The sequence below is a fragment of the Bradyrhizobium sp. RT6a genome (assembly GCF_040547675.1).
GTDB lineage: Bacteria > Pseudomonadota > Alphaproteobacteria > Rhizobiales > Xanthobacteraceae > Bradyrhizobium.
This window is the reverse complement of sequence record NZ_JBEPQC010000003.1, coordinates 709588-733224: the sequence shown is the minus strand read 5'-3', so window position 1 is coordinate 733224 and position 23637 is coordinate 709588. Positions and strand designations below refer to the sequence as shown.

Here is a 23637-nt window from a genome sequence, read left to right as displayed (position 1 = left end):
CCACATCCCCTCGCGTCCCCCTTTACAACGCGCTTCGGAGCAACCGCTCAAGCTTGCCGTTGTTAGATTTTTCTTGATCTATCGGTGCACACGTCGTGCACACGCCGCCTTCTACGAATTGGAAAATTTGAACTCTCGGTCCAGTCAATCATGGGCAAGTTTGCGCTAGCTTCAGCAATCGGCGTCCGATTGGAGCCAATCAAAGAAACGTTCACTCCCCTGCCCCACCGTACGTTCAAATCGTGGAGCTGCCGCCGCTTCGACCGCAAGCGGCTTGGACTTTGCGTGCCGTGCGAGATCCGTCCTACGGGTTGCGTGGACAACCAGTGGGGCGGAAGGGGTATCCTGTCAACCGCCCGAATGGCTCGTCTTTTCCGCCTGCGCCGGAAGCAATCTACGATCCTGATCACGGTCCTCTTCGCAACCTTGAGGCCGTGATTTTCAGCCAATTCGCGCAGTGCACCGGCCCTCGCCGGCACCCTTGTCTGCTCCGCCAACGCCAGGCAGATGCGCTCCATGCACGCGAGCTCGTCCATATCGTGCTGATGCTGCCCCATGCGGCCGATCAGACTCCCGCAGGCCCTGACGATCAGTAGGTAGTCAGCCCCGTGCGGGTGCGGATCGGTGGCGGTCGGCTTTATGCCTGATCCAATGAAAAACCCCAGTGCCTTGGAGGGAGCACTGGGGTGTTCTCAAATGAATTGGTCAAGCAATGACGCCTTTGTAGCAGCCCGCGCGCTCGTCGCTTGTGAGTTAGTTCACACGTGCCCATTTCCAACCCACAACGCGCAGTAGCTAGCGGGGCGCCTCGACCAACTAAGATTCGATAATTTGCGAGGTAACTAGGATGCCGCATTGATAGGCAGCATGTCCCGCTCCGTCCGCCACACGCCTACGGCCGGCCGATCAACATCACCTTCGGCCAGATGCGCGAGATGGGCCTGCGTGGCGTCCTGGTCTATTGCCATTGCGGTCATAACGTTGCTCTCAGCGCCGATCGCTGGCCAGACGATGTTCGCTTGTCGGATATCGAGCCGCGCTTCGTTTGCGGCGGATGCAACAACCGGGGTTCTGAGGTGAGACCGGATTTCAGCAGCGGCAAGCCGCCTCGCAATGCCAGTTTTTCCCGGGCGAGAGGTTCACCCGCGTCGGCGGGCCGCAATTGCAGGAAGCGCAGCATGTCAGGCCCGCCAGCAGCCGGGCCTTTTGTCGCAGGAGCCGCTCTGGTGTAGCCTGCGGCCGATGCCGCAACGTTCCGCACGATCGGCGCGGCACCCCCGTGGTGCTAGCACAGGGCCCCGCCAGCGTGAACCGGCGGACCTCGAATTGCAATGAACGGAGAGGTGCACTGAAACTTCGCGCGCTTCTGTCCTAGCATCAGTATCCGGGATTTTGTTGATTCCTCTCGGGGCTGGATCGAACCCATCGCCGCCGGGCCAAGGTATTGTTTGCCCGGCGCTGGCCTTATTTTGTTTGCCGGCTCAGGCGAGCACCTGCCAGCGTAAACCGTCAGAGCTTCAAGCAACTTTTCCCAACTTACGACAAGCGGTAGCTTGAGCGCGTTCCGAGCTACTAGGAATCGATAATTTGCGCGCTACTTGGGATGCCGCTCGGATGGCGGCACGCGCACTCGCCGATACACGAAATGGACAGGCCATTCTCCGCCCCACGGCCCTGCGGAATGGCTCGCCGACGGCCATATGACTTGCAACATCCGATGCCTGAACGGCCGCTGCGATCGCAGGGTGGAGGTGCGGTTCGATACGCTCCCGCAGGATCAGCCGTGGTCGCGCGTCGGCGTGCGCCTGGTCTGCTCGGCATGCAGCGCTGCAGGATCTGTGCATATCGTCCCGAACTGGCATGACAGTCGCGGGCAAGTCAGGCCAAGCATTGGGGCGAGGTTTTGATTCCAGCAATGAAACTCGTCACTGAACGTCCTTTCGCCAATCCAGAAGTCGCCGTCCGCCAACTCGTTGCTTCGGGCATCGAGCCGGTACGAGACGGCCGAATCCGTATCGAGAAGATCAACTACCCATTTCTTTACATGCTCAAGGGAAGCGGCATCGATTTCGCCGCCGGCATCAGGTGCGCCGTCGGGCTGGCTGGAACTGCACGAGAGCGGTACCTACATGGGGCTGCTATCAACTGGCGATGGTCTGCTCGGTCAATAGATCAGCGTGAAGGAGAACCACGCCGCGAGTGACGCGCAGAGACAAATTCCGAGATAAGGCAATGCCAAGCGCATCGGGCTTTCCCTCCGAAACGCAAATAAGAATCATTATGTCATGCTGGGACGACGACTGCTAGGGATCTTGGGTTGCAATCGCGCGCCTTAGGACCCCTCCAATGGGACGCTGTTTAACCTTCGCTGGCTCGGTTGAGCTGCCTTGAAGTAGGCGTTGGTGTCGTAGGTGTGCGCACCAACTTGGCGGGGCAGGTGGTTCAGCAATGCCTCGAAGACATGCGGGCCACGCCGAGCAGGCTCAGCCCGGTCCGGCCAGGTGCCCGCTTTGCCGGTTGCCGAGCATAGAGGCAGACGCTGCGTCCAACTCAGCAGGTGGCGTACCAGCCATCAGGAAACGATAGCAGAGGCCAGGCGCCCGTGTTGTCGTTCGCGGCCTCGGGTCCGGCGTCGATCGGCCGACTTGGCGGAGGACGCGGCGCAGGGGGCGCACCCAGCCCGCGATCATAGGGGTGCTGGTCGGAAGGTCCTGTGCTGAAGTGCACCCCGCGCATTTAATATTTCACAATAAACATTTCAATATACCAATTAAATAAATTAAATATTTGATTTGTACAATCACGAAATGGTTGATAGGTTTCGTCATAGCGCCTGTATTCAAGGGCAGGATCATGTCCTTCATTCCCCCACTAGCTGATGATCGCAGGGGCCCCACTGGTGGGTGCCGGCTATATCGGTGTCCTCGTCAGCGGAAGGAAGCGAACAGAGTTGATCGACCTCCGGGCGAGCCGATCGATCTGCCGGCTTTGCCGCTTCTCAACTCTCATGACTCGCGGTAGCTCACGCGCGTGCCCCCAAGAGCGAGGGTTAGCAATGGCTGTCAAAATCGAATGGGGCTTGCTTGAGGCGATGACGAACGTCCGCAACGAAGCGTGCAAGGCCCGAGACTTCATCATCCAATCCCACGATGGACACGTGCAGGGGCAGATCGTCGTGCCTGACGACGCCGATCAGTTCGTCATGGGGGCATGTGAAATCCGGCTTCTCGAACTGCTAAAGGACGCCATCAAGGAATTGGAGCGGTGAAAGTGCCGAAAATCGCCGCCTGAGCGTGTACCCAATTTGATACACGTGATCAAAGCGGGCGCCGGCCCGCCAGCATGCACCGTCTGGAGCGCACGCTCGGCTTTGCTTCCGTGCATGCAAACGATCACAAACTCTCGCTTCGCGTGCCTTGTTCCTTTGCTCTTCCGCCCGCACTGGAATAACCGCGTTCGCTAGCGAGCTAGTGGCGTCTTCCCAATTTTTGAGGGTTGCGAGGCGCGCCCTTCATATGACGCCAAGTACCAAGGCGCCTCGTTGTCGTCGCTTGTCGGCCTTGTAGTATCGGCGCCCGGATAACATCAGCGCTTGGAGCGCGCTGATTGTCTTCGGAGGGGGCCTCTTTGCGTTCCGTTTGGCTACGCTCGATTACCCGCAGGGCATAGTCACCCGAGAATCCTCTTAGGCCGCCGGTTGATAACACCTCGGTGAACGAAACTGTTTGCTGAAGCCCCGAAGCACCCCGGAAACAGACCGAGCCAATATTTGTCTTCGCGACTTAAGAGGGGATGTCAAATGATGACGCTCAAAGTGATTGTAGCTGCTCTCGGCGCGGGATTTCTGGTTTCCATGTATTCGGGAGACTTCGGCGCCGACGTCATTCTCGCAATTGCCACGTGCCTTTTCGTAGTTCCCTGCTTTCCCCGTAAGGTTTGGCTGAGCCAGCGTAGAGCGATTCTACAAGCGATGCGAAGGGAAGGCTTCACATTGAAGCTCTGCGCATGTTGCTAAAATCGAGGGGCCCAATGGCGCGCGACAAGCTGCAGTTCCATTTTCGGAACTGATAGCAGCGCGAGCGGTGGCAGGACCGATAGCTTTACAGATCACTTGCTTTAATCCGCCTCGCCGCTCTTAGTGAATTTTTCAGAATGGCGTGATGGGAGGCGCATTTGCAGAATTTTCGCAAATTCCGATTTGCCCAGCGATTGAACGAAATCGCTTCTAAGTTCTCAGAACTCGAAGACCTTCGATCCAAAATCAAAATTGCAGAGCGGCGCGCCAAGGGTGCAGTACGGTCGCCTGTGACCACTCCATCGTGTTGCGGGATCATCTTGCCAAAGCGTCCGCCCCGCCCGCTGAGTGGACGGAAACCTACTGCAGTCGATCGGTCTTGATACGCCATGACGGCGACAGCACCGACACAAGTCGTCTTAAGACTTCGATCTCGTAACCTGCTTCGATTGTCTGCATGACATGGGAGACCCGGCCGGCGCCGCCGCTCACATTCGTCAATCGCTGAAATCCGATGGGACCTGGATGATTGTTGAGCCGATGGCAGGCGATACTCTGGAGCGGAATATGAACCCGGTCGGGCGTCTCTACTACGCTGGCTCGACCATGATCTGCCAGCCTACTTCACGATCTCTAGAGGTTGGCGCAGCTCTTGGTGCACAGGCGGGTGAAGCAAAATTGCGCGAAGTCATCCACAGTGGCGGGTTCTCGAGCGTGCGTCGGGCCACGGAGACCCCTTTCAACATGATTCTTGAAGCGCGACCTTAGCCAGCTGATCGCGCCAAGTCTGCGGTCAGCCGAAATCCCGGGCGATAGTCCGTCGACGGCAGGTAGACCGTCTACGCATCGCCTGGCTGAAACAACTTGTCGAAATAAAGACCGTCGTCGGACGGTCTTTATTTCAGAGGCTTGTGTGAATCGGCAGATCGCCACGTTGGCTCATGCTGACTGTAGCTCGGAGCGGCGCAAGGTCTACTTCGTGAGGTGACACGAACAATTAGCCGTCCAAGATAGTCTATGAGAGCCGACGACAGCCGGACCGCGTAGTTTACTCGATCACCTCATCTGCGCCGGCAACGAATGCAGAGGAGAACGCGTGACCTAGCAGTTTGGCCGCCTTCAAGTTGATAACGAGTTCCACCTTCGTAACGAGTTGGACTGGAAGATCAGAAGGTTTCTCCCCCAACAGTACCCTTCCAGCATAGAGCCCCGCGCGCCGATGCGATTGCATGAAATCTCCTCCATAGCTCATCAAACCTCCAGCAACGGGAAAGTCTCGGGTCTGTGTGATCGCGGGCACACGATACTTTGTCGCGAGATAAGCCAACTGCGAACTGCGAAAGGCAAAGTAGGGATCGGAGGTAAATACAAGTCCACTTGCCGTGTCCTTAGCCACGGTATCAAACACCGTTTCAAACTCATCTTCCTTACTTGCGTCCAAAATATCTAATCGAACGCCCAAGGTGCCCGCAGCTGCGTGAAGCTTCTGCAATTGTGACTGTGCGGTCGGACTTGTCGGGTTGGCGACAACCGTCAGTTTCGTCGCCGTGGGCACCAGATCGCACATAAGTTCAAGCCGCTTTGGCGAGACGTCGACACTCAGGCTCGAAACTCCCGTCATGTTTCCGCCCGGCCGCGACAAGCTATCGACCACCTGTAGCTGGACGGGGTCGCCGCCCATCTCAAAAACGATTGTCTTGGTCGAACTCACAGCTTTCGCGGCAAGTGCCACGGGAGCGCCCCCAGGTGCTACGATAATATCCACATTGCGGGCGACCAGTTCGGCTGCCAACGCACGCAATCGGGAATACTCACCGCGGGCCCATCGATAGTCGATTTTTACATTGCGGCCCTCGACAAAGCCGGCTTCTCCAAGCCCCTGCTGAAAAGCCTGAAGTCGAGTGGCAAAGAGCTCGGGCGATTCTGGACAAAGATAGCCAATGACGGGCAAGGAGGGTTTCTGCGCAAACGATTTAGTTGTCCACGTCGCAATACCTGCCATCAGAAGCAGGACATCACGCCGCTTGGCACGTCTTCGTAGCGTTACCGCTCTGGAGTTGGCGCACCTCATGGCTACGATCCGCTGCCGTCGGCCGATTGCCACAGCATAGCCCTGAATGCCAAGACAGTCCTCGACGAGATTGTGCAGGCATCCGGCGGTCAGGCTCTGCTAGAGACAGCTGAAGGATATCCCGAAGATCGGAATAGCTTCGTCGAATCCTTTGATTTTGCGGTCCCCAAGCTCCTCAAGGGGCCGTTTGCCCTTGGCGGCTGCTGCGACTTCGGCGTCGATCAGAACTTCCTTGTCTGCGGCAGATGCGCACAGTCGGGCAGCGAGATTCACAACACTGCCAATGGCAGTGTAGTCGAGCCGGTCCTTGTAGCCGATCCGGCCGACTGTCGCGGGCCCGCTAGCAAGGCCGACTCCGAAACCAACGTGGTAGCCATGCGATCGCCAGCCGGCGATCAGGGCTTGCACGTTCCTCTGCATGTCGACGGCGAGATCGATTGCTCTCAAGGCGGGCTCTTCGATGGGGACTGGTGCGTTCACCAAAACCATCAGCCCGTCCCCAGAGAAGTTAATCAGCGTTGCTTCAAATTCCGCAATGACCCTGCCGAGGGTTTCATAGTACTCCGACAGTACGCTCATGACCTCTTCAGGCGCAGCTCCTGCTGAAAACGCGGTGAAACCTCTCAGATCGCAGAACACAACGACGACTTCCGTACGGCGGCCGTCCAGCACACTGTCGTCGCCAGCTCTATCGACGAGATCGGCGACCTGGGGGGCAAGGAAACGCTTGAGCTTGGCTATGCGCTCCTGGTGCTGTTGTGCCTGCTCCAACTCGGAAGCCATTCTGTTAAAACTGTTTGCAAGACGCTGAAACTCATCCCGGGTGTGGATTGAGATGCGGTGGTCAAAGGACCCGGCACCAATCCTCTCCGTGCCCTCCTCGAGCAATTTAATCGGCACCGTCATCCGGTCCGCCAGTACATAGGCCAGAATGCCTGCGAGTATGCTGCTCATTGCCAGAAGCATGACGGTCCGCCATAGGGCGGCATAGAGCGGCGCGTAAGCTTCAGATAGGGGCTGCTCGACCACGACGGTCCAATCGGGACCCTGTACGGGAGCCGCGCTGGCAGCAACATAGTGCCCCTGTGCATCCCGGCTCGTTGCGAAACCCCGCCCCGGACCTATAGCGTCGCGTATAGCGCGGAAAGGTTCGGAGGTTGCTTCTTCCGCCCCGCGCAGAACGAGGCTGATGTCGGGATGGGCGATTAGGCGGCCCGATCGGTCCAGAACGAAGGCGTAGCCGGTTTTTCCAAATTTGATCGCGGAGATCACGTCCCAAATCAGCTTAAGGTTGACATCGGCGACGACAACACCGACAGCCGGTCGATTGCCGACAATCGACACCGTCAGGTACGGTTCGGAGCCTCGATTGTAGCTGACCTCGCTAAACCAGACCTGAGCTACCCGGGCACCAGCCAAGGCGGGATCGGCTGATCGATCCGCGCGGCTCTCAATTCGATTGAGGCCGATCCGAGAGATGTAGAGACGTTCCAGACCATTGCCGTCGAGGAGCGTAAGACTGGTGATGGCGGGCGCCTGGCGAAGGAGGCGCAACGCGTCGGTTCGCCGGCGTTCGTCGGGCTCCTCAGTCCACGGAAGCTGAACCAGCCATCCAAGCTGAGTTGTGACACCGTAGATGAAATCGTGTATTTCGGCAGCCGCAGATGCTGATTGGAGACCAAGCCACTGGTCAAGCCTCGCGCGCTGATCGCGATAGCCGAACCACCCTTCGATAACGCCGTTGAAGGCTAGCGGGATTGCGACAGCCACGAAAAGCGCGAGCAAATATTTAGGAAAGAGGCTGCGAAACCGATCTTGAGGAATCATGATCCGGTCTCCTGTACAATCAAAATAGAGACTATCGATCAGAATAACATGTCGCTCTCTCCCCAGCGAAGTTCATTTAAGCTTTGGATTTCGCAACACCGGGGTCCCTCCTAACGCACTGACCGTGACAGCCGATTGGGCGGCGTCCGCGTATCGAACAGGCGCACAGCGTGCGCCATGCCTTCCCAGTCGATCATCCGCACCAAAGAGACAAAACATGACTGTTGCATTCCGGCCTCTAGCACCGGAGGATCGCCAGACCATCGCAACGGGCATAGTCGGACATGAGAAGGCTCGTCTAGGCTCGCCGCTTGTGACCCGAAACGGACTTCAACGACGATACGGGTACGGGAGGTTCGGCCGCAACATCTCCTTCGGGCGCGGGAGCAGCGAGTATGGCGAACTCGGGCGCGCCAGCGAGCCCGTCGGCTGCTGCCCCGAATGCAAATACCAATCCAACAACGGGAACTACCGATCAAGAACCGGGATTGCCAATTGGCACTCCAACGCCCCAATGCTGCGCGTCGTGATCCCCGACATGCAGTGCTACGACGTGTTCTACAAGAAGCTGATCAACGCCGTGCCGCTCAAAAGCGTCACCTCGCGCTTTGCGATGGAGAAGGTGAAGTCGATCACGGCGCTGCCGAGCCCGGCCCTGATGACCGAGTAAACACACACAGTTCGCAGGACGATTACTCCGTACGGACGGCCCGCACAGATCGTCCGTGTGCTCGCTCTAACATCCTATTCTACTAGAGCGGCCAATCGGCCTGTACCGTTTGGACTGCACGCTTTATGGAACGGGTAGGGATATAAAACGGAGGAGAAGTCGTGCCGCGCTGGCGATGCGGTCGATTTGGAAAACGTCGCACGAGACCCATTTTGCTCTCGGCGACCACTCCGCGAAGGTCTTGGAAAATAAGTATTTTCCTTTGGTGGGCGCACCAGGGCTCGAACCTGGGACCCGCTGATTAAGAGTCAGCTGCTCTACCAACTGAGCTATGCGCCCGAAAGGCGGCTAAAGCCTTGCGAGGCCGGTCGTTTAGCAAAGCGATCCGGGTCTGGCAAGCGATGGCACGCAAGTTTTCCAAGGGTATGCCAAGGGTTCGCCCACATCCCTCAAAAAAGCGAAAAGCCGCTGGATTCCAGCGGCTTCGCCAGGGCTGATCGCGGCAGCCCTTGCAGGCTCAGAGCCGGCCCTCGCGGTCCCGGTCCGGGCCGCCGTCGCGGTCGAAACGGTCACGGTGGAAGTGGTCCATGCCGCGCTCCATCATGCGGTCCATGCCACGCTCCATGAAGTGGTGGCGCGGGCCGTCTTCGCCGCCGCCGAACGGGCCGCGGTGGCGGGTCAGCACGGCGAGGCGCCGCTTCTGGCCCTCGTCCAGGGTCTTGTAGAGCGGATCGGCGGCATCGGCGATCTTCTTCAGGGCCGCCGACGTCGCCCCCATGTCCTCGGCGTGCTGGCGCAGGCGGGCAACCGGATCCTCCGGCCTGTCGGCATCCTTGTTGGCGTCCTTATTAGCGTCCTTGCCGGCATCGCCGGCACCGGCATTCATCCGCGCATTGGCACGGTCGATGCGCAGCTTGGCGAAGTCGCGCACGGCGGCCTCGACTGGCGGCCACAGCTTTTCCTGGTCGGCGTTGAGCTTCAGCCCGGCATGGACGGCGGCGATCCGCGCGTCGACCATGGCGGCGCGGTCTTCCGGATTCATGCGGATGTGGCGCATGTGATCGTGCATCCACGGGCGATGATAGTGGGCATAGACCGCGCCCGAGCCGGCGATGCTGAGCACGGCGATGGCGGCGATGGTGAACTTCCTCATGCGAACTCTCCTCTGGAAGGATGTCGTGAGGATGGGCGCAGCGCGGCTTACGCGCAACTTACAAGTTGGACAGGGAGCGCGTTCTTTCGAAGATGTAACGCTCCTGAATTTTAGTTCAGTCGCAATCGGAAATCATTCGCAACAAAAGGGGCTTCCGTGCCCGCACGGAAGCCCCATCATCGTCCGGTCAAATCAGTTCGTCGTGCCCTTCGCTTCCTTCTGGAACTCGTCGATCAGCGGTTGGCCGATGCGACCTGCGGCGTCCTTGTAGACCGGCTCCATCGCCTTGCGCATCGCCTCGTCCTGCTCCGGCGTGAGCTTGATGATCTCGCTCTTGCCGCTCTTCCTGATCTCGGCGAGCGCGTCCTCGTTCTCCTTCTGCGACTGCGTGTTGTTGAAGTCGGTCGCTTCCTTCATCGCTTTGGTAAGCTGGTCGCGGATGTCGGCCGGCAAATCGTCCCAGAACTTCTTGTTCACGATCACGACGTAGCCGATATAACCGTGGTTGGTCTGGGTGATGTACTTCTGCACCTCGTGCATCTTCTGGGTATAGATGTTCGACCAGGTGTTCTCCTGCCCGTCCACGACGCCGGTCTGAAGTGCCTGGTAGACTTCGCCGAACGCCATCACCTGCGGCAGCGAGCCGAGCGCCTTGAACTGGGCCTGGAGCACGCGCGAGGACTGAATGCGGAACTTGACGCCCTGATAGTCGGCCGGCGTCACCAGCTTCTTGTTGGCGCTCATCTCCTTGAAGCCGTTGTCCCAATAGGCAAGGCCGGTGATGCCCTTGGAGTCCAGCAGCTTGAGCAGCCTTGCGCCGAGCGGACCTTCCGTCACCTTCCGCAGCGTCTTCAGATCAGGCAGGATGTACGGGAGATCGAACACCTCGAACTCGCGGATCCCGAGCGGGCCGAACTTGGAGTTGGACGGCGCCAGCATCTGCACGCTGCCTAGCTGGAGCGCCTCGAGCTCTTCCTTGTCCTTGTAAAGCGTCGAGTTCGGGTAGATCTCGACCTTGACCTTGCCGCCGGTGTACTTCTCGGCAAGCTCCTTGAACTTCTCCGACGCCTTGCCCTTCGGCGTGTCGGTAGCCACCACGTGGCTGAACTTGATGATGATGGGCGACTGGGCCGATGCCGGCCCGGTCAAGCCAAGTGCCAGGACCGCCATGGACGCAGCGATCGCGAAGATGCGCATAATCTCTCCCTTTGTTGTTTGGGCCACCCGTCGCGCGGGTGGCCTGTCCTTATGCCGGTTGCATCAATAGCGGCTGGGAGGCGGAGCCGCTATTGGCCCTTAGCAGGGCAGGTATTCGCCGCCACATGCAGAGTCATTCCGGGGAGGTCCGTTAGGACCTAACCCGGAATGTCGAGATTCCGGGTTCTCGCTTCGCGAGCCCCGGAATGACAAACTTCGTTCGTCAGCTCGCCGCCGCAGTCGTCACGGTGTCGCGCTGACGCTTCATGACGATCTTGTTCAGCGCGCCGAGATAGGCCTTGGCCGAGGCCACCAGCGTATCCGGATCCGCCGCGCGCGCGGTCATCGCACGTCCCTCATGCGACAGCCGGACCGAGACTTCGGCCTGCGCGTCGGTGCCTTGGGTCACTGCGTGGACCTGGTACAGCTCGAGCTTGGCTTCGTGCGGCACCAGGCGCTTGATGCAGTTGAACACCGCGTCGACCGGACCGTTGCCCTCGGCCTCCTCAATCTTGATCTGGCCGTCGACGTCGAGCTTCATGGTCGCGCGCTGCGGGCCATGCGTGCCGGCGATCACGGTCAGCGAGGTCAGCTTGATGCGGTCGTGCGAAGCGGCCATTTCCTCGTCGACCAGCGCCTCGATGTCCTCGTCGTAGATGTCCTTCTTGCGATCGGCCAGCGCCTTCATCCGGGTGAACGCATCTTCCAGCTGGTTCGGACCGAGCTTGTAGCCCATCTCCTCCAGCTTGTGCACGAAGGCATGGCGGCCGGAATGCTTGCCCAGCACCAGCGAAGACTGCTTCAGGCCGACCATCTCGGGCCGCATAATCTCGTAGGTCGAGGCGTCCTTCAGCACGCCGTCCTGATGGATGCCGCTCTCATGCGCGAACGCGTTGCGGCCGACGATCGCCTTGTTGTACTGCACCGGGAAAGAGGTCGCCGCCGACACCACCTTCGAGGCCCGGGTGAGCTGCGTGGTGTCGATCTTGTTCCAGAACGGGAATTTGTCGTTGCGGACGTTGATCGCCATCACGATCTCTTCCAGCGCGGCATTGCCGGCGCGCTCGCCGATGCCGTTGATGGTGCACTCGACCTGGCGTGCGCCGCCGATCACGCCGGCCAACGAGTTCGCCACCGCCATGCCGAGATCGTTATGGCAGTGCACGGAGAACACCGCCTTGTCCGAGTTCGGCACGCGCTCGATCAGCGTCTTCATGAAGTGGGTGTATTCGTCGGGTGTGGTGTAACCGACGGTATCCGGAATGTTCACCGTGGTGGCGCCGGCCTTGATGACGGCTTCGACGATGCGGCACAGATAGTCCATCTCGCTACGGGTGCCGTCCTCGGCCGACCATTCGACGTCGTCGATCTGGTTGCGGGCACGCGCGACCATGGCAACCGAGGTCTCGAGCACCTGCTCCGGGGTCTTGTTCAGCTTCACCCGCATATGCAGCGGCGACGTCGCGATCACGGTGTGGACGCGGCCACGCTTGGCGAATTTCACCGCCTCTGCGCAGCGGTCGATGTCGGCCGGATGGGCGCGGGACAGACCGGCGATGATGGCGTTCTTGGAGCGGCGGGCGATCTCGCTGACCGCCTGGAAGTCGCCTTCGGAGGTGATGGGGAAGCCGGCCTCGATGACGTCGACGCCCATATCATCCAGCATCTCGGCGACCTCGAGCTTCTCCTCGAAGGTCATGGTGGCGCCGGGGCACTGCTCGCCGTCGCGCAGGGTGGTGTCGAAAATGATGACGCGGTCCTTATCGGACTTGTTCACGGAGGCCATTTCGAAAATTCCTTTTGAGCTTTTGCGCCGACAGTCTTCTGGGCGCTTGAGGTGTCCGGTGATCTCGACCAACCCCTGAGCGCCCAGGCGCATGACGCCCAGCCGGCCCTCAGGGGCAAGTAAGAAGAAGCCCGCCAATCAGGAGGGTGGGCAGCAGTGCGGCCGGGATCGTGGCGGCGGCCAGAGCCACCTCCCCCGAAATCCCATCGATTTGGCCGCGAATCAGCATTGCCAGACCCTTTGAGCCCTCAGATCCTCGGTCAAAACCGTTGACGGTTGGTTGCCGGGAGGCTCGATCTTCCGTTTCTAAACGAGAAATGGCAGCAACTGCAACGCCAAAAGATGGACAGAAGGGCTGACATGATCGCACCGCCGGATGCGCGGAAGGACCCGGTGCCGGTGTGTCTGGCCGATTGGACCCAGGCGAGACCGTCGAGCTACGCCGTACGGCGGGCGCGAGCCCTGCTCTCCCAGCGGTTCAGCATCTGACCGAGCTCGCCGGTGGCAACCGGCGCAGCCTTGCCGGCGATCGCGATCTCGTTGGTGTTGGCGGGCTCGTTGGCACTGAGCCAATCCGGCTCGCTGTACTCACGCCAGCGGCGCGCCTCGGCTCTCCTTTTGCGGGAGACGTGGTCGCGGGTGAAATAGCCGGCCGCAAATGCAATCCCGAGCAGCAAAACCAGTACGACGACAGCGACCACAGCAAACTCCGACTTACGCCGCCCCGGATGACGTTCTGCCAGCATCGCGCAGGAGGTCAAGGCTTGACATTTCCCCGCTTGGCAGTGTCCCGAAGGCAGCTCCGGTAAACCCGATCCCGCCGGACGAATTTGTCGTTTCCATGTTCAATGTTGCAGCGCTTTTGCCGCCCCGATCTCGCTGAGGATGCGTACCTCCCCCTCGCAACCGTCATCGGACCGGACTAACCTTGCCCTGCTCGGCCGGATCAACCGGCTAGCCGATATGATCGGGAGGACGCGATGACACGCCAAAAGCAGCGTGACCAGGATGCTGCGCTTTCACGACGAACGCTCGTTCAGGGGCTTGCACTCGGCGCCGCCGCCACAATGGCCGGCGCCGGCTCCGCGCGGGCCCAGACCGGACCGGCCGCGCCGCCGTCGACGATCACCACCCCGCCACGCGATTTCGGTCCCAATGGCGCGCCGACCACCTATTTCTGGGACCCCGACGTCATCGCGGTCGATCCGTCCTTCAACGATCTCGCGCAGCCCAACACGGCGATCAAGCGTCTCTATACGGGCTTGCTGTGGGCCGAAGGCCCGGCGTGGAGTGCACAGGGCCGCTATCTGCTCTGGAGCGACATTCCCAACAATCGGCAGATGCGCTGGAGCGAAGACGACGGTCGCGTCAGCGTGTTCCGCTCGCCGTCCAACAATTCCAACGGCAACTCGTTCGACTTCCAGGGTCGTCAACTCTCCTGCGAACATTTGACCCGGCGGGTGACGCGCTATGAGCATGACGGCACCGCGACCGTGCTTTGCGACAACTACAACGGCAAGAAGCTGAACTCGCCGAACGACGTCGTCGCGCATCCCGACGGCAGCTACTGGTTCACCGATCCGCCCTATGGCGGCCAGCTCTACGAAGGTGAGCCCGACGCCGCGGGCGGTCCGAGCAATTCCGGCGGCAAGCTCAATCCGCGGATTGGACAGCCGGCCGGCTTCGCACCGGGCAAGCGCGAGCTGCCGACCAATTGCTATCGCATCGATCCCAGCGGCCGTGTCGATCTCGTCGTCACCGAGGAGCAGGTGCCCGATCCGAACGGGCTATGTTTCTCGCCGGACTTCAAGAAGCTCTACGTCGTCTCAACCGGCAAGGGACCCGGCGACACCGGTCCCGGCGGCAAGGGCGAGATCTTCGTGTTCGACGTCGGCGCCGACAACAAGCTCACCAACCATAAGCGGTTCAGCGAGTGCGTGATCGACGGCGTGAAGTGCGGGCCGGACGGCGTGCGCTGCGACGTCAACGGCAATGTCTGGGCCTCCAGCAATGCCGGCCGTGCCGTCGGCTACAGCGGCGTCACGACGTGGTCGCCGGACGGCAAGCTGCTCGGCCGTATTCGGCTGCCCGAAGTGTGCGGCAACGTCTGCTTCGGCGGCCCGAAGCGCAACCGCCTGTTCATGGCCGCGAGCCAGTCGCTTTATGCTGTGTACACCGCCACGCAAGGCGCAGGCCCGGGCTGAGCCCCCGCGCGCGAGATCGCAAGCATGGGCGTCGGCATGGACCGCCGGCGCCCGTGGTTCCCTGATCGCAATCAAGCTACGCCTCGGGCAAATCTCCGCCATCAATCCAACGAAGATTGAATCGCGCGGCAGGGCCGCAACGCGGCGCGAGGCATGATGCTCTTCGTTCCCGCGTCCGACTTGAACCGGGAGTTGCGCGATGCGCCGTATGCCAAACGACACCATCATCGTCAGCGTTGGGAACCAGCAATTCGTGACTGAGTTCGGAGACCCGGGCCTGCCGAACGACGGCCGGGGCGGCAGCGACAAGATGATCGCGACCGTCGACGGGAGCAACGCGGTCCTGACATTCGTTGGCGACGACCAGACCCTGCAAGGACATTCTCACGGAGGAAACGACCATCTCGCTGCGACCGTCACGGGCTTCGGCGACTACGCGATCCTGGACGGGGATGCGCAGGCGATGTCCGGCGACGCCCATGGCGGCAACGATGTACTTCACGTCGATGCATCCTCATCGATCTACGCGACCCTCGGCATTTCTGGCGATGCCGAAAGCGCCATGTCGGCCGACGCGAGGGGCGGCAATGACGTCGTCATGGCATCGATGGGAAACAGATCGTCCGGCACGTTCAGCGGAGACTCCGGTTCCATGAGCGATCATGCGCGTGGCGGCAATGATATCCTCAGCGTGACCCAGGTCGGCAGTTACGGCGGCGCTTCGATATCGGGCGACGCTCTCGTCTCCATGAGCGGCGATGCGCGCGGCGGCAACGACATCCTCATCTACACGGTCGGTGCCGCCGCCCAATCCGGAGGCGCGTCTCTGGTCGGAGACGCCGGCTATATGAGCGACGATACCCGTGGCGGCAACGATATCCTGATCGCGGCGGTCGACGGCAACCCGGACTCCACGTCCATCGTGCTCGTCGGAGATGCCTCGAACATGTCAGGCAATGCGCATGGCGGAGATGATATCCTCCACGGTAGCAGCCGCGACGATTTGCTGTATGGCGATGCACGGACCTACGCCCCGTTCACGGCAGGCTCGATCACGGGCGGCAACGACATGCTGAATGGCGGTGGCGGAAATGACCAACTCTGGGGCGGACCGAACAACGACAGATTCGTCTTCGACCAAAATTCGGGTCTGGACGTGATCAACGATTTCGATCAGGGCAACAAGGCTGTCGGCAGCACGGCGCGAGAGCATGACGTGATCAATTTGCACGATTACGGCTTCGCAGATTGGGCGGCGCTGAAAAGCCTGATCAGTGATGACAGCACGGGAAATGCGGTGATCCACCTGACCGCGACCGATACGATCACGCTGGCGGGGGTCCATACCGCGGACCTCCATGCGAAGGATTTCATTGTGTAGAGGGAATTCATGCGCGTTGTGATCTGCGGCGGCGGCGTGATCGGAGCCTGCATCGCCTGGTTTCTCCGCCGCCGCGGCATCGACGTCGTCGTCGTGGAGCGGACGGACGTCGCGGCCGCGGCGTCAGGCAAGGCGGGCGGCTTTCTCGCGCGCGACTGGTGCGAGGGCTCGCCGCTCGATGCGCTGGCGCGACGGAGCTTTGCGATTCATGCGCAACTGCCGGAACAGATCGCAGGCGATTGGGGCTATCGCCCGATGACCGCTTATAGCGGCTTCGTTGCCGCCGATGGCCATCCGCGCCGGGATGCACCGTCCGCGCTCGGCTGGCTCAGCAACGGCGTCATCACCGCGCAGCGCATCGGCACGATGGAGACCACTGCGATCGTTCACCCCAGAAAATTCACCTCAGCCGTGATGAACGCGGCGCTCGCGCAAGGCGCCGAGCTTCGCACCGGCCAGGTGACCGGCATCATGCGCGATACGAACGGTACGACCGCGACAGGCGTCGAGGTCGACGGCCGCATCGTCGAGGCGGACGCCGTCGTGATCGCGATGGGACCATGGTCGCTGCTCGCCGCGCAATGGATGAGCCTGCCCGCCGTCTACGGCCAGCGCAGCCCGAGCATCGTGTACGACACCGGCACGGATGTGCCGGCCGATGCGCTGTTTCTGGAGTCTGAAGAGAATGGCAGTGCCGTGTCGATCGAAGTCTTTCCTCGCGCTGACGGCAGCACGCATATCACCGCGCTCTCCGACATCGCGCCGCTTCCGCTCGATCCGGCGGCCGTGACGCCGGACCACGATGCGATCGCGCGCCTGCAGACCATGTCCGAGCGGCTGTCGCCGCTGTTCCGCGCCGAGAAAATCATTGCGCGGCAAGCCTGCTTCCGACCGGTGACACAGGACGGCCTGCCGCTGATCGGCAAGGTGCCGCGAAGTGAAGGTCTTTATGTTGCGACCGGGCACAATGTGTGGGGCATCCTGAATGCGCCCGCCACGGGCGAGGCCATGGCGCAACTGATCGCGGAAGGTGCGACGCGCAACGTCGATATCTCGGCATTCGATCCGGCTCGCCTCGAGCCGCTCGATCCATCGCTGCTGCGAGCGCGCTGAGCCGACGCGACGGCATCGCAATCCAACGATTGGGTTGCTGCGCGCGTGCGATAGCTGCGCATGCCTACCAACGAAATCTGCATGACTGCGCGTGAAACGGGTCCGGCAGCTTTCCTGCCAGCTATTTGCGCAGCGCTAGACTTTAGTCCGTGCCTCACAATCCTGAACGCGGTTTCACTTGCCGAGAATGTCTCCGCCGGTATAGTCGCGCGCATAATGGCTCATAAGAGGCCTGTTAAGGGAGAGAACAAGATGAAGAAACCGCTCTCTGTTGCGTTGCGAATAACACTCGGTACCGCCGCGGCCGTTGTGTTGATGACCTCAGGCGCGGCACTCGCGGCCGACTCGATCAAGATCGGTGTGATCGCGGAAGCGCAGGCGATTGCCGGCGCCTCCATCCCTCAGGCGGCACAGCTCGCCGCCGACGAGATCAACGCCAATGGCGGAGTCGAGGGCCGCAAGATCGAGATCGTCTCTTACGACAATCACTCGTCCTCGGCAGATTCGGTGCGCGCGTTCCAGCGCGCGGTGAACGAGGACAAGGTCAACGCGGTCATCGCCAGCTACATCAGCGAAGTGGTGCTGGCGCTGGAGCCCTGGGCCTCGCGGCTGAAGACGCCGTTCGTCACGCCCGGTGCAGCCTCCAACGAGATCAGCAAGAGCGTGCATGCCGACTATGAGAAGAACAAGTACACCTTCCACGGCTATCTGACCTCCGCCGCGCTGGCGCTTTCTGTCTGCGACGGCGCCAAGGACCTGCTGGTCGACAAGATGCACATGAAGACCGCGGTCATCATGAGCGAGGACGCCGCATGGACCAAGCCGCTCGACGTCGGCTACCAGGAATGCCTGCCCAAGATCGGGCTGAAGGTGCTCGACCACATCCGCTTCTCGCCCGATACCACCGACTTCACGCCGATCTTCAACAAGATCGAAGGCTCCAAGCCCGACGTGATCATCACCGGCATCTCGCATGTCGGCGTGCAGCCGACGGTGCAGTGGAAGAACCAGCAGGTGCCGATCCCGATGTTCGGCATCGCCTCGCAGGCCACCAACGAGACTTTTGGCAAGGACACCAATCAGGCGGCGGAAGGCGTGCTCTACCAGGGTGTCTCCGGTCCAGGCGTCGCGGTGACGCCGAAATCGGTGCCGTTCGCCGAAGCCTTCAAGAAGAAGTTCGGCAACTACCCCTCCTATGCCGGCTACACCGCCTATGACGAGGTCTACTACATCGCCGACGCCGTGAAGCGCGCCGGCTCGACCGACGCCGACAAGCTCGTCGATGCCTTGGAGAAGACCGACTGGGAAGGCACGATCGGCCGCGTGCAGTTCTACGGCAAGGACGATCCGTTCACGCACTCGATCAAATACGGCAAGGGCCTGATCACCGGGCTGATGCTGCAATGGCAGGGCGGCAAGCAGAGCGCGGTCTGGCCCAAGGAAGTCGCCAAGGTCGACATCAAGTTCCCGAGCTTCATCAAGCTCTCGAACTAGCGGGACACGCTCCCGGGACCAGCTCCCGGGAGCTTCCACATGCGGCTCCCGCCGCACGTGGCTCCAGCAACATCGTCTCTCATCAATCAGATTGCCAATCCTAGATGCGTGCTTTCCAGATTCTGATCGATGGCTTTGCCATCAGCGCTCTCTATGCTCTCGGTGCCACCGGTTTCACGCTGATCTTCGGCGTCTCCGGCGTCCTCAATCTCTCCCACGGGGCCATCATGGTGGCGGCAGCGGTGGCGGCCTGGGCCGCCGCCAGCATCCTGAATGTCGGCACCTCCGCCGGCGCACTGATCGGCGTCGGTGTCGCCCTCCTCACATCCTTCGCGACTTATTTCGCGGTGGTGAAGCCGATCCAGGACTCCCGGCGGATCCCGAATGAAGAGAAGGAGATCTTCGTCCTCACCGGCACGCTGTTGTGGGGGATCATGATCCAGGAGGTGATCGCTTACTTCTTCACCAACAACGCCAAGACCGTGCTGCCGATCGTCGAGGGCGTCGTCGAGATTCTCGGCGTACGCACGCCCAGGAACGAGATCTTTACCGCGATCGTGTGCTGCTTCGTCATCGCGCTGTTGTGGCTCCTGGTGAACCGCACCCGCACCGGCAAGGCGGTGCTGGCGGCCTCGATGAACCCGCGCGGCGTCACCCTGCTCGGCCTCGAGCTCACCAACATCTACGTCGTAGTATGGGCGATCTACGGCATTCTCGCCGGCATCGCGGGCGTGCTGCTCGGAATGTTCCTCGGCGTCAGCTCCTACAGCGTCGGACCGCTGACCGCGAGCGCGTTCTCGATCGTGGTGCTCGGCGGTCTCGGCAGCGTCTCCGGCTCGCTGATCGCGGCCTTCGTGGTCGGCTATCTCGAAACGCTCACGGCCTATCTGGTCTCGCCGGCCTACCGCACCATTCCGGCGCTGCTGCTGCTCGTGTTCGTGATGTACATCCGGCCCCAGGGCCTTCTGGGGAGGCGCTGAGATGGCCAGCTTCTTTACGACCCGCCTGTTCTTCATCTCGCTCGCGCTGGTCGTGATCGCGGCGACGCTGCCGCTCTACGTCTCCGGCTACGTGCTCGGGCTTCTCACCGTCGCCTTCTATTTCGGCGTGTTCGCGATGGCATGGGACCTGCTGTTCGGCTTCGCCGGCGAGGTCAATTTCGGGCCGACCTTCCTGATCGGCGTCGGCGCCTACACCGCCGGCATCCTGAATGCCCAATTCGGCTGGTCGGTTTATGCTTGCATCGTGCTCGGCGCGCTCGCCTCCGTCATCGCCGGCCTCGTGCTGGCACTGCCGGCGCTCCGGGTGCGCGGACCGTATTTCGGCCTGACCACGCTGGTCGCGGTGCTGATGCTGCAGAATTTCATCGTGGTGTTTGCCGACCTCACCGGCGGCGAGATCGGTCTGACCATCCCCGACGTCATCTCCATCAACGCCGGTGTCAATTACTGGATCGCACTCGGCTTCATGACGATCTCGGCGGCGATCCTCTACGGCCTGTCGCAATCGCCTGTTGGCCTGGTGCTGCAAGCCAGCGGCCAGGATCCGGTGCAGGCCGGCGCGCTCGGGTTCAACATCGTCAAGCACAAGCTCGCCGCCTTCATCGTCAGCGCGTTCTTCTCGGGGTTATCAGGCGCGCTGCTGGTGTTCTATTTCGGCACCGCTTCGGTCGGCACCGTCGTCGACGTCGCAGTCGGCGTCAACGTGATCGTGTCCGCCGTGCTCGGCGGCCGGCGCACCGTGCTTGGCGCGGCGCTGGGCGCGATCTTCCTGATCGTCGCCGGCGAGTTCTTAAGGCCCACCGGCGAGCTCGCGACCTTCATCGTCTCCGCGGTCGCGCTCCTCGTCGTGTTGTTCTTCCCCGGCGGCTTCCTCGGGGCGGCCCTCTCGCGTGAGGCTCGCTCGTGATGGATATGCGATCTTCAAACAGGGCCGTGCTCAAGTCCGCGGCCTGACCAAGCGCTTCGGCGGATTGACGGCGGTGAAGAACCTCGGCTTCGAGGTCAATAGCGGCGAGATCTTCGGCCTGATCGGGCCGAATGGCTCGGGCAAATCGACGGCGATGAAGAGCGTGATGGGCATCGAGCGCCCGACATCAGGCGAAGTGATCTTCGAGGGCGAGGACGTCGCCGGCCTTCCCGCGCACAAGATCGCGCGCAAAGGCTTTGGCATGGTATTCCAGCATTCGCGGCCGCTGAACCGGCAGACCGTGCTGGAGAACATCATGGTCGCGCTGCTGCCGGACAGCCTGTTCATGCTGTTTCCGGACAAGGCGCTGGTCGAGCGCGCCAAATGGATCGCCGACCGCGTCGGCCTCGGCAACGTGATGAACCGCCGCCCGCCGACGCTGCCCTTCGCCGACCTGCGCCGGCTCGAGCTCGCAAAGGCGATCGCGCGCGACCCAAAGGTGGTGCTGGTGGACGAGCCCTTTGCCGGGTTGACGCGGGCCGAGGTCGAAATCTTCTCAGACCTGATCCGCAGTTTCCGCGACGAGGGCCGCGCGGTGATGTTGGTCGACCATAACGTCAAGAGTGTCGCGGCGCTGGTCGACCGCGTGCTCGCGATGTATCTCGGCGAGGAGATCGTCACCGGCAAGGCCGATGACGTCATGAAGAACGAGACGGTGCGACGGGTCTATCTCGGCGGCGCCATCGAGACCCATGCGCGGCCCGAGACCAGCTTCAAGGACAAGGTACCGCTGCTCCAGGTCGAGAACGTCAGCGTGTTCTACGGCAAGGCGCAGGCGCTGGAGAACGTCTCGATCCACGTCCATGAGGGCGAGTTCGTCTCGATCGTCGGCCTCAACGGCGCCGGCAAGACCACATTGTTCAACACCATCTCCGGCTTCCTGCCCTATAGCGGCGAGATCGTGCGCAACGGCGAGAAGCTGCGCGGCACGACGCCGGCGAAGATCGCCCGTAGCGGCCTCGTGCAGTGCCCGGAATCGCGCGAGCTGTTCGGCGAGATGAGCGTGCGGGAAAACCTCGACCTCGGCGGGCAACATCTGGCCGACGACAAGCGCGCGGCACAGCTCGCCTGGCTGTTCGAGCTGTTCCCGATCCTGAAAGAGCGTCAGGGCCAGATGGCGCAAACGCTCTCCGGCGGCGAGCAGCAGATGCTGGCGATCGGCCGTGCGCTGATGATGCAGCCGCAGATCCTGATCCTGGACGAACCGACGTTGGGCCTCGCCCCCGTCATCCTCGAACTCTTGTCCAAGGCCCTAACGAGGCTGCGGCAGACGACGTCGATCACGGTGCTGCTCGGCGAGCAGAACGTGACCTTCGCGCTTCCGCATGCCGACCGCGTCTATGTGCTCGAACATGCAAGGATCGTCTGGGAGGGCGATCCCGGCCGCTTCGCCGCGGAGGCTGGCGCCGATTTTCTCTAGTTCGCAAGCATCAACAAGAAACAAACGAAAGGGAAACGACCATGCGACCATCGACGAATCCGAACAGCAGCTTTCTCCTCGCCTCCGCGCTCGCGTTGTGCCTTGCCGCTCCCGCCTACGCGCAATCGAAGGATCCAATAAAGATCGGCGTCATCGCTGAAGTGCAATCGATCGCCGGTGCCGCGACGCCCGGCGGCGCGCAGATCGCCGCCGACGAGATCAACGCCAAGGGCGGCATTCTCGGCCGCAAGATCGAGATCGTGACCTACGACAACAAGAGCTCCTCGGCGGACTCGGTGCGTGCGTTCCAGCGCGCGGTGAGCGAGGACAAGGTCTCCGCCGTGATCGCGAGCTACATCAGCGAGGTCGTGCTGGCGCTCGAACCCTGGGCGGCGCGGCTGAAGATGCCACTGATCACCCCCGGTGCCGCCTCGAACGAGATCACCAAGGCAATCCATAACGACTACGAGAAGAACAAGTACACCTTCCACGGCTATCTGACCTCGGCCGCGCAAGCGCAGCTCGTCTGCGACGCCGCCAAGGTCCTTCTAGTGGACAAGCTCAAGTTCAAGACGGTCGCGATCATGAGCGAGGACGCCGCCTGGACCAAGCCTCTCGACGTCGGCTACGAGGCCTGTCTTCCGAAAGCAGGCCTCAAGGTCGTCGAGCACGTGCGGTTCTCGCCTGACACCACCGACTTCACGCCGATCTTCAACAATATCGAGGCCAAGAAGCCGGACGTCATCGTCACCGGCATCTCGCATGTCGGCGTCCAGCCGACGGTGCAGTGGAAGAACCAGCAGGTGCCGATTCCGATGTTCGGCATCAGCGCGCAGGCGCTGAGCCCGACCTTCTGGAAGGACACCAATGGCGCCGCCGACGGCGTCCCGTCGCTGGCGGTCGCAACGCCCGACGTCGCCGTGACGTCCAAGACGAAGCCGTTCGCGGCGGCGTTCAAGGCCAAGTTCGGCTCGCCGCCGGCCTATACCGGCTACACCGCCTATGACGAGGTCTACTTCATTACGGAGGCGATCACGCGTGCGGGCTCGACCGATTCCGACAAGATGGTCACTGAACTCGAAAAGACCGACTACGAGGGCACGATCGGCCGCATTCAGTTCTACGGCAAGGACGACGAGTTCACCCACGGCATCAAGTCGGGTCCGACGACCGTATCCGGTCTGGTCTTCCAGTGGCAGGACTCCAAGCAGGTCGTGGTCTGGCCGGAGAAGATCGCGGAGGGCAAGCTGAAGTTTCCGAGTTTCGTGAAGCTGTCCCAGTAACACGCCGGGCCGGCCACCGGGCTCGGTACCGAGCGCCCCATCACCCTTGCAAGGC

Annotated in this window: 17 protein-coding genes, 1 tRNA gene and 2 pseudogenes; 12 read left to right on the top strand and 8 right to left on the bottom strand. The window is 61.5% G+C overall.

Annotation, left to right across the window (positions count from 1 at the left end; translation table 11 throughout):
- Positions 1-973: 973 nt before the first annotated feature.
- Positions 974-1180: a hypothetical protein gene (locus ABIC03_RS21460; RefSeq protein ID WP_354060775.1), complete on the bottom strand. Its 207-nt coding sequence runs from the start codon at positions 1178-1180 to the stop codon at positions 974-976.
- A 735-nt stretch (positions 1181-1915) separates the two neighbouring features.
- Here ABIC03_RS21460 and ABIC03_RS21455 point away from each other — a divergent pair.
- The 3 genes and pseudogenes from ABIC03_RS21455 to ABIC03_RS21445 all read left to right on the top strand — a co-directional run.
- A complete protein-coding gene (locus ABIC03_RS21455; protein ID WP_354060773.1) occupies positions 1916-2203 on the top strand; it encodes a hypothetical protein in 288 nt (95 codons plus the stop codon).
- Positions 2204-3055: 852 nt separating this feature from the next.
- Entirely contained in the window at positions 3056-3268 is a 213-nt protein-coding gene (locus ABIC03_RS21450; RefSeq protein WP_275173764.1) for a hypothetical protein, read from the top strand.
- A gap of 1170 nt (positions 3269-4438) precedes the next feature.
- Positions 4439-4783 (top strand): annotated as a pseudogene (locus ABIC03_RS21445) (SAM-dependent methyltransferase); the annotation flags it as partial.
- Positions 4784-5063: 280 nt separating this feature from the next.
- Here ABIC03_RS21445 and ABIC03_RS21440 read toward each other — a convergent pair.
- Both ABIC03_RS21440 and ABIC03_RS21435 read right to left on the bottom strand, forming a co-directional pair.
- Positions 5064-6017: an ABC transporter substrate-binding protein gene (locus tag ABIC03_RS21440; protein ID WP_354060771.1), complete on the bottom strand. Its 954-nt coding sequence runs from the start codon at positions 6015-6017 to the stop codon at positions 5064-5066.
- A 168-nt stretch (positions 6018-6185) separates the two neighbouring features.
- Positions 6186-7913 (bottom strand): cache domain-containing protein, encoded by a 1728-nt coding sequence (locus ABIC03_RS21435; protein WP_354060769.1) that lies wholly within the window; start codon positions 7911-7913, stop codon positions 6186-6188.
- 514 nt (positions 7914-8427) lie between these two features.
- On the opposite strand from ABIC03_RS21435, the pseudogene ABIC03_RS21430 reads away from it, so the two are divergent.
- Positions 8428-8583: pseudogene (locus tag ABIC03_RS21430) on the top strand (Lrp/AsnC ligand binding domain-containing protein); the annotation flags it as partial.
- 263 nt (positions 8584-8846) lie between these two features.
- Here ABIC03_RS21430 and ABIC03_RS21425 read toward each other — a convergent pair.
- The 5 genes from ABIC03_RS21425 to ABIC03_RS21405 all read right to left on the bottom strand — a co-directional run bounded on the left by ABIC03_RS21425 (position 8847) and on the right by ABIC03_RS21405 (position 13420).
- A tRNA-Lys gene (locus tag ABIC03_RS21425) sits at positions 8847-8922 on the bottom strand.
- Between the two features lie 178 nt (positions 8923-9100).
- On the bottom strand, positions 9101-9736 hold the full coding sequence (locus ABIC03_RS21420) for a Spy/CpxP family protein refolding chaperone (RefSeq protein ID WP_354060767.1): 636 nt from the start codon (positions 9734-9736) through the stop codon (positions 9101-9103).
- Between the two features lie 192 nt (positions 9737-9928).
- Positions 9929-10933, bottom strand: coding sequence for a TRAP transporter substrate-binding protein (locus ABIC03_RS21415; protein ID WP_275173760.1), 1005 nt, complete (start codon positions 10931-10933; stop codon positions 9929-9931).
- 223 nt (positions 10934-11156) lie between these two features.
- On the bottom strand, positions 11157-12719 hold the full coding sequence (locus ABIC03_RS21410; RefSeq protein ID WP_354060765.1) for a 2-isopropylmalate synthase: 1563 nt from the start codon (positions 12717-12719) through the stop codon (positions 11157-11159).
- Positions 12720-13156: 437 nt separating this feature from the next.
- Positions 13157-13420 carry a hypothetical protein gene (locus ABIC03_RS21405; protein ID WP_354060763.1) on the bottom strand — a complete coding sequence of 88 codons (264 nt, stop codon included), beginning with the start codon at positions 13418-13420 and terminating at the stop codon, positions 13157-13159.
- 279 nt (positions 13421-13699) lie between these two features.
- Here ABIC03_RS21405 and ABIC03_RS21400 point away from each other — a divergent pair, with 279 nt between their 5' ends.
- The 8 genes from ABIC03_RS21400 (at position 13700) to ABIC03_RS21365 (ending at position 23582) form a co-directional block, all read left to right on the top strand.
- Entirely contained in the window at positions 13700-14923 is a 1224-nt protein-coding gene (locus ABIC03_RS21400) for an SMP-30/gluconolactonase/LRE family protein (protein WP_354060762.1), read from the top strand.
- A gap of 199 nt (positions 14924-15122) precedes the next feature.
- Positions 15123-16304, top strand: coding sequence for a calcium-binding protein (locus ABIC03_RS21395; RefSeq protein WP_354060760.1), 1182 nt, complete (start codon positions 15123-15125; stop codon positions 16302-16304).
- A gap of 9 nt (positions 16305-16313) precedes the next feature.
- Complete coding sequence (locus tag ABIC03_RS21390) at positions 16314-17417, top strand: NAD(P)/FAD-dependent oxidoreductase (RefSeq protein WP_354060758.1); 1104 nt, start codon at positions 16314-16316, stop codon at positions 17415-17417.
- Between the two features lie 252 nt (positions 17418-17669).
- Entirely contained in the window at positions 17670-18911 is a 1242-nt protein-coding gene (locus ABIC03_RS21385) for an ABC transporter substrate-binding protein (protein ID WP_354060756.1), read from the top strand.
- Between the two features lie 104 nt (positions 18912-19015).
- Positions 19016-19891 (top strand): branched-chain amino acid ABC transporter permease, encoded by an 876-nt coding sequence (locus ABIC03_RS21380; RefSeq protein WP_354060754.1) that lies wholly within the window; start codon positions 19016-19018, stop codon positions 19889-19891.
- A 1-nt stretch (position 19892) separates the two neighbouring features.
- Positions 19893-20819 (top strand): branched-chain amino acid ABC transporter permease, encoded by a 927-nt coding sequence (locus tag ABIC03_RS21375; RefSeq protein WP_219683503.1) that lies wholly within the window; start codon positions 19893-19895, stop codon positions 20817-20819.
- Entirely contained in the window at positions 20803-22299 is a 1497-nt protein-coding gene (locus ABIC03_RS21370) for an ATP-binding cassette domain-containing protein (RefSeq protein WP_354060752.1), read from the top strand. The genes ABIC03_RS21375 and ABIC03_RS21370 overlap by 17 nt, the downstream gene beginning before the upstream one ends.
- A 41-nt stretch (positions 22300-22340) precedes the next feature.
- Entirely contained in the window at positions 22341-23582 is a 1242-nt protein-coding gene (locus ABIC03_RS21365; protein WP_354060750.1) for an ABC transporter substrate-binding protein, read from the top strand.
- The last annotated feature ends 55 nt before the right edge of the window (positions 23583-23637 follow it).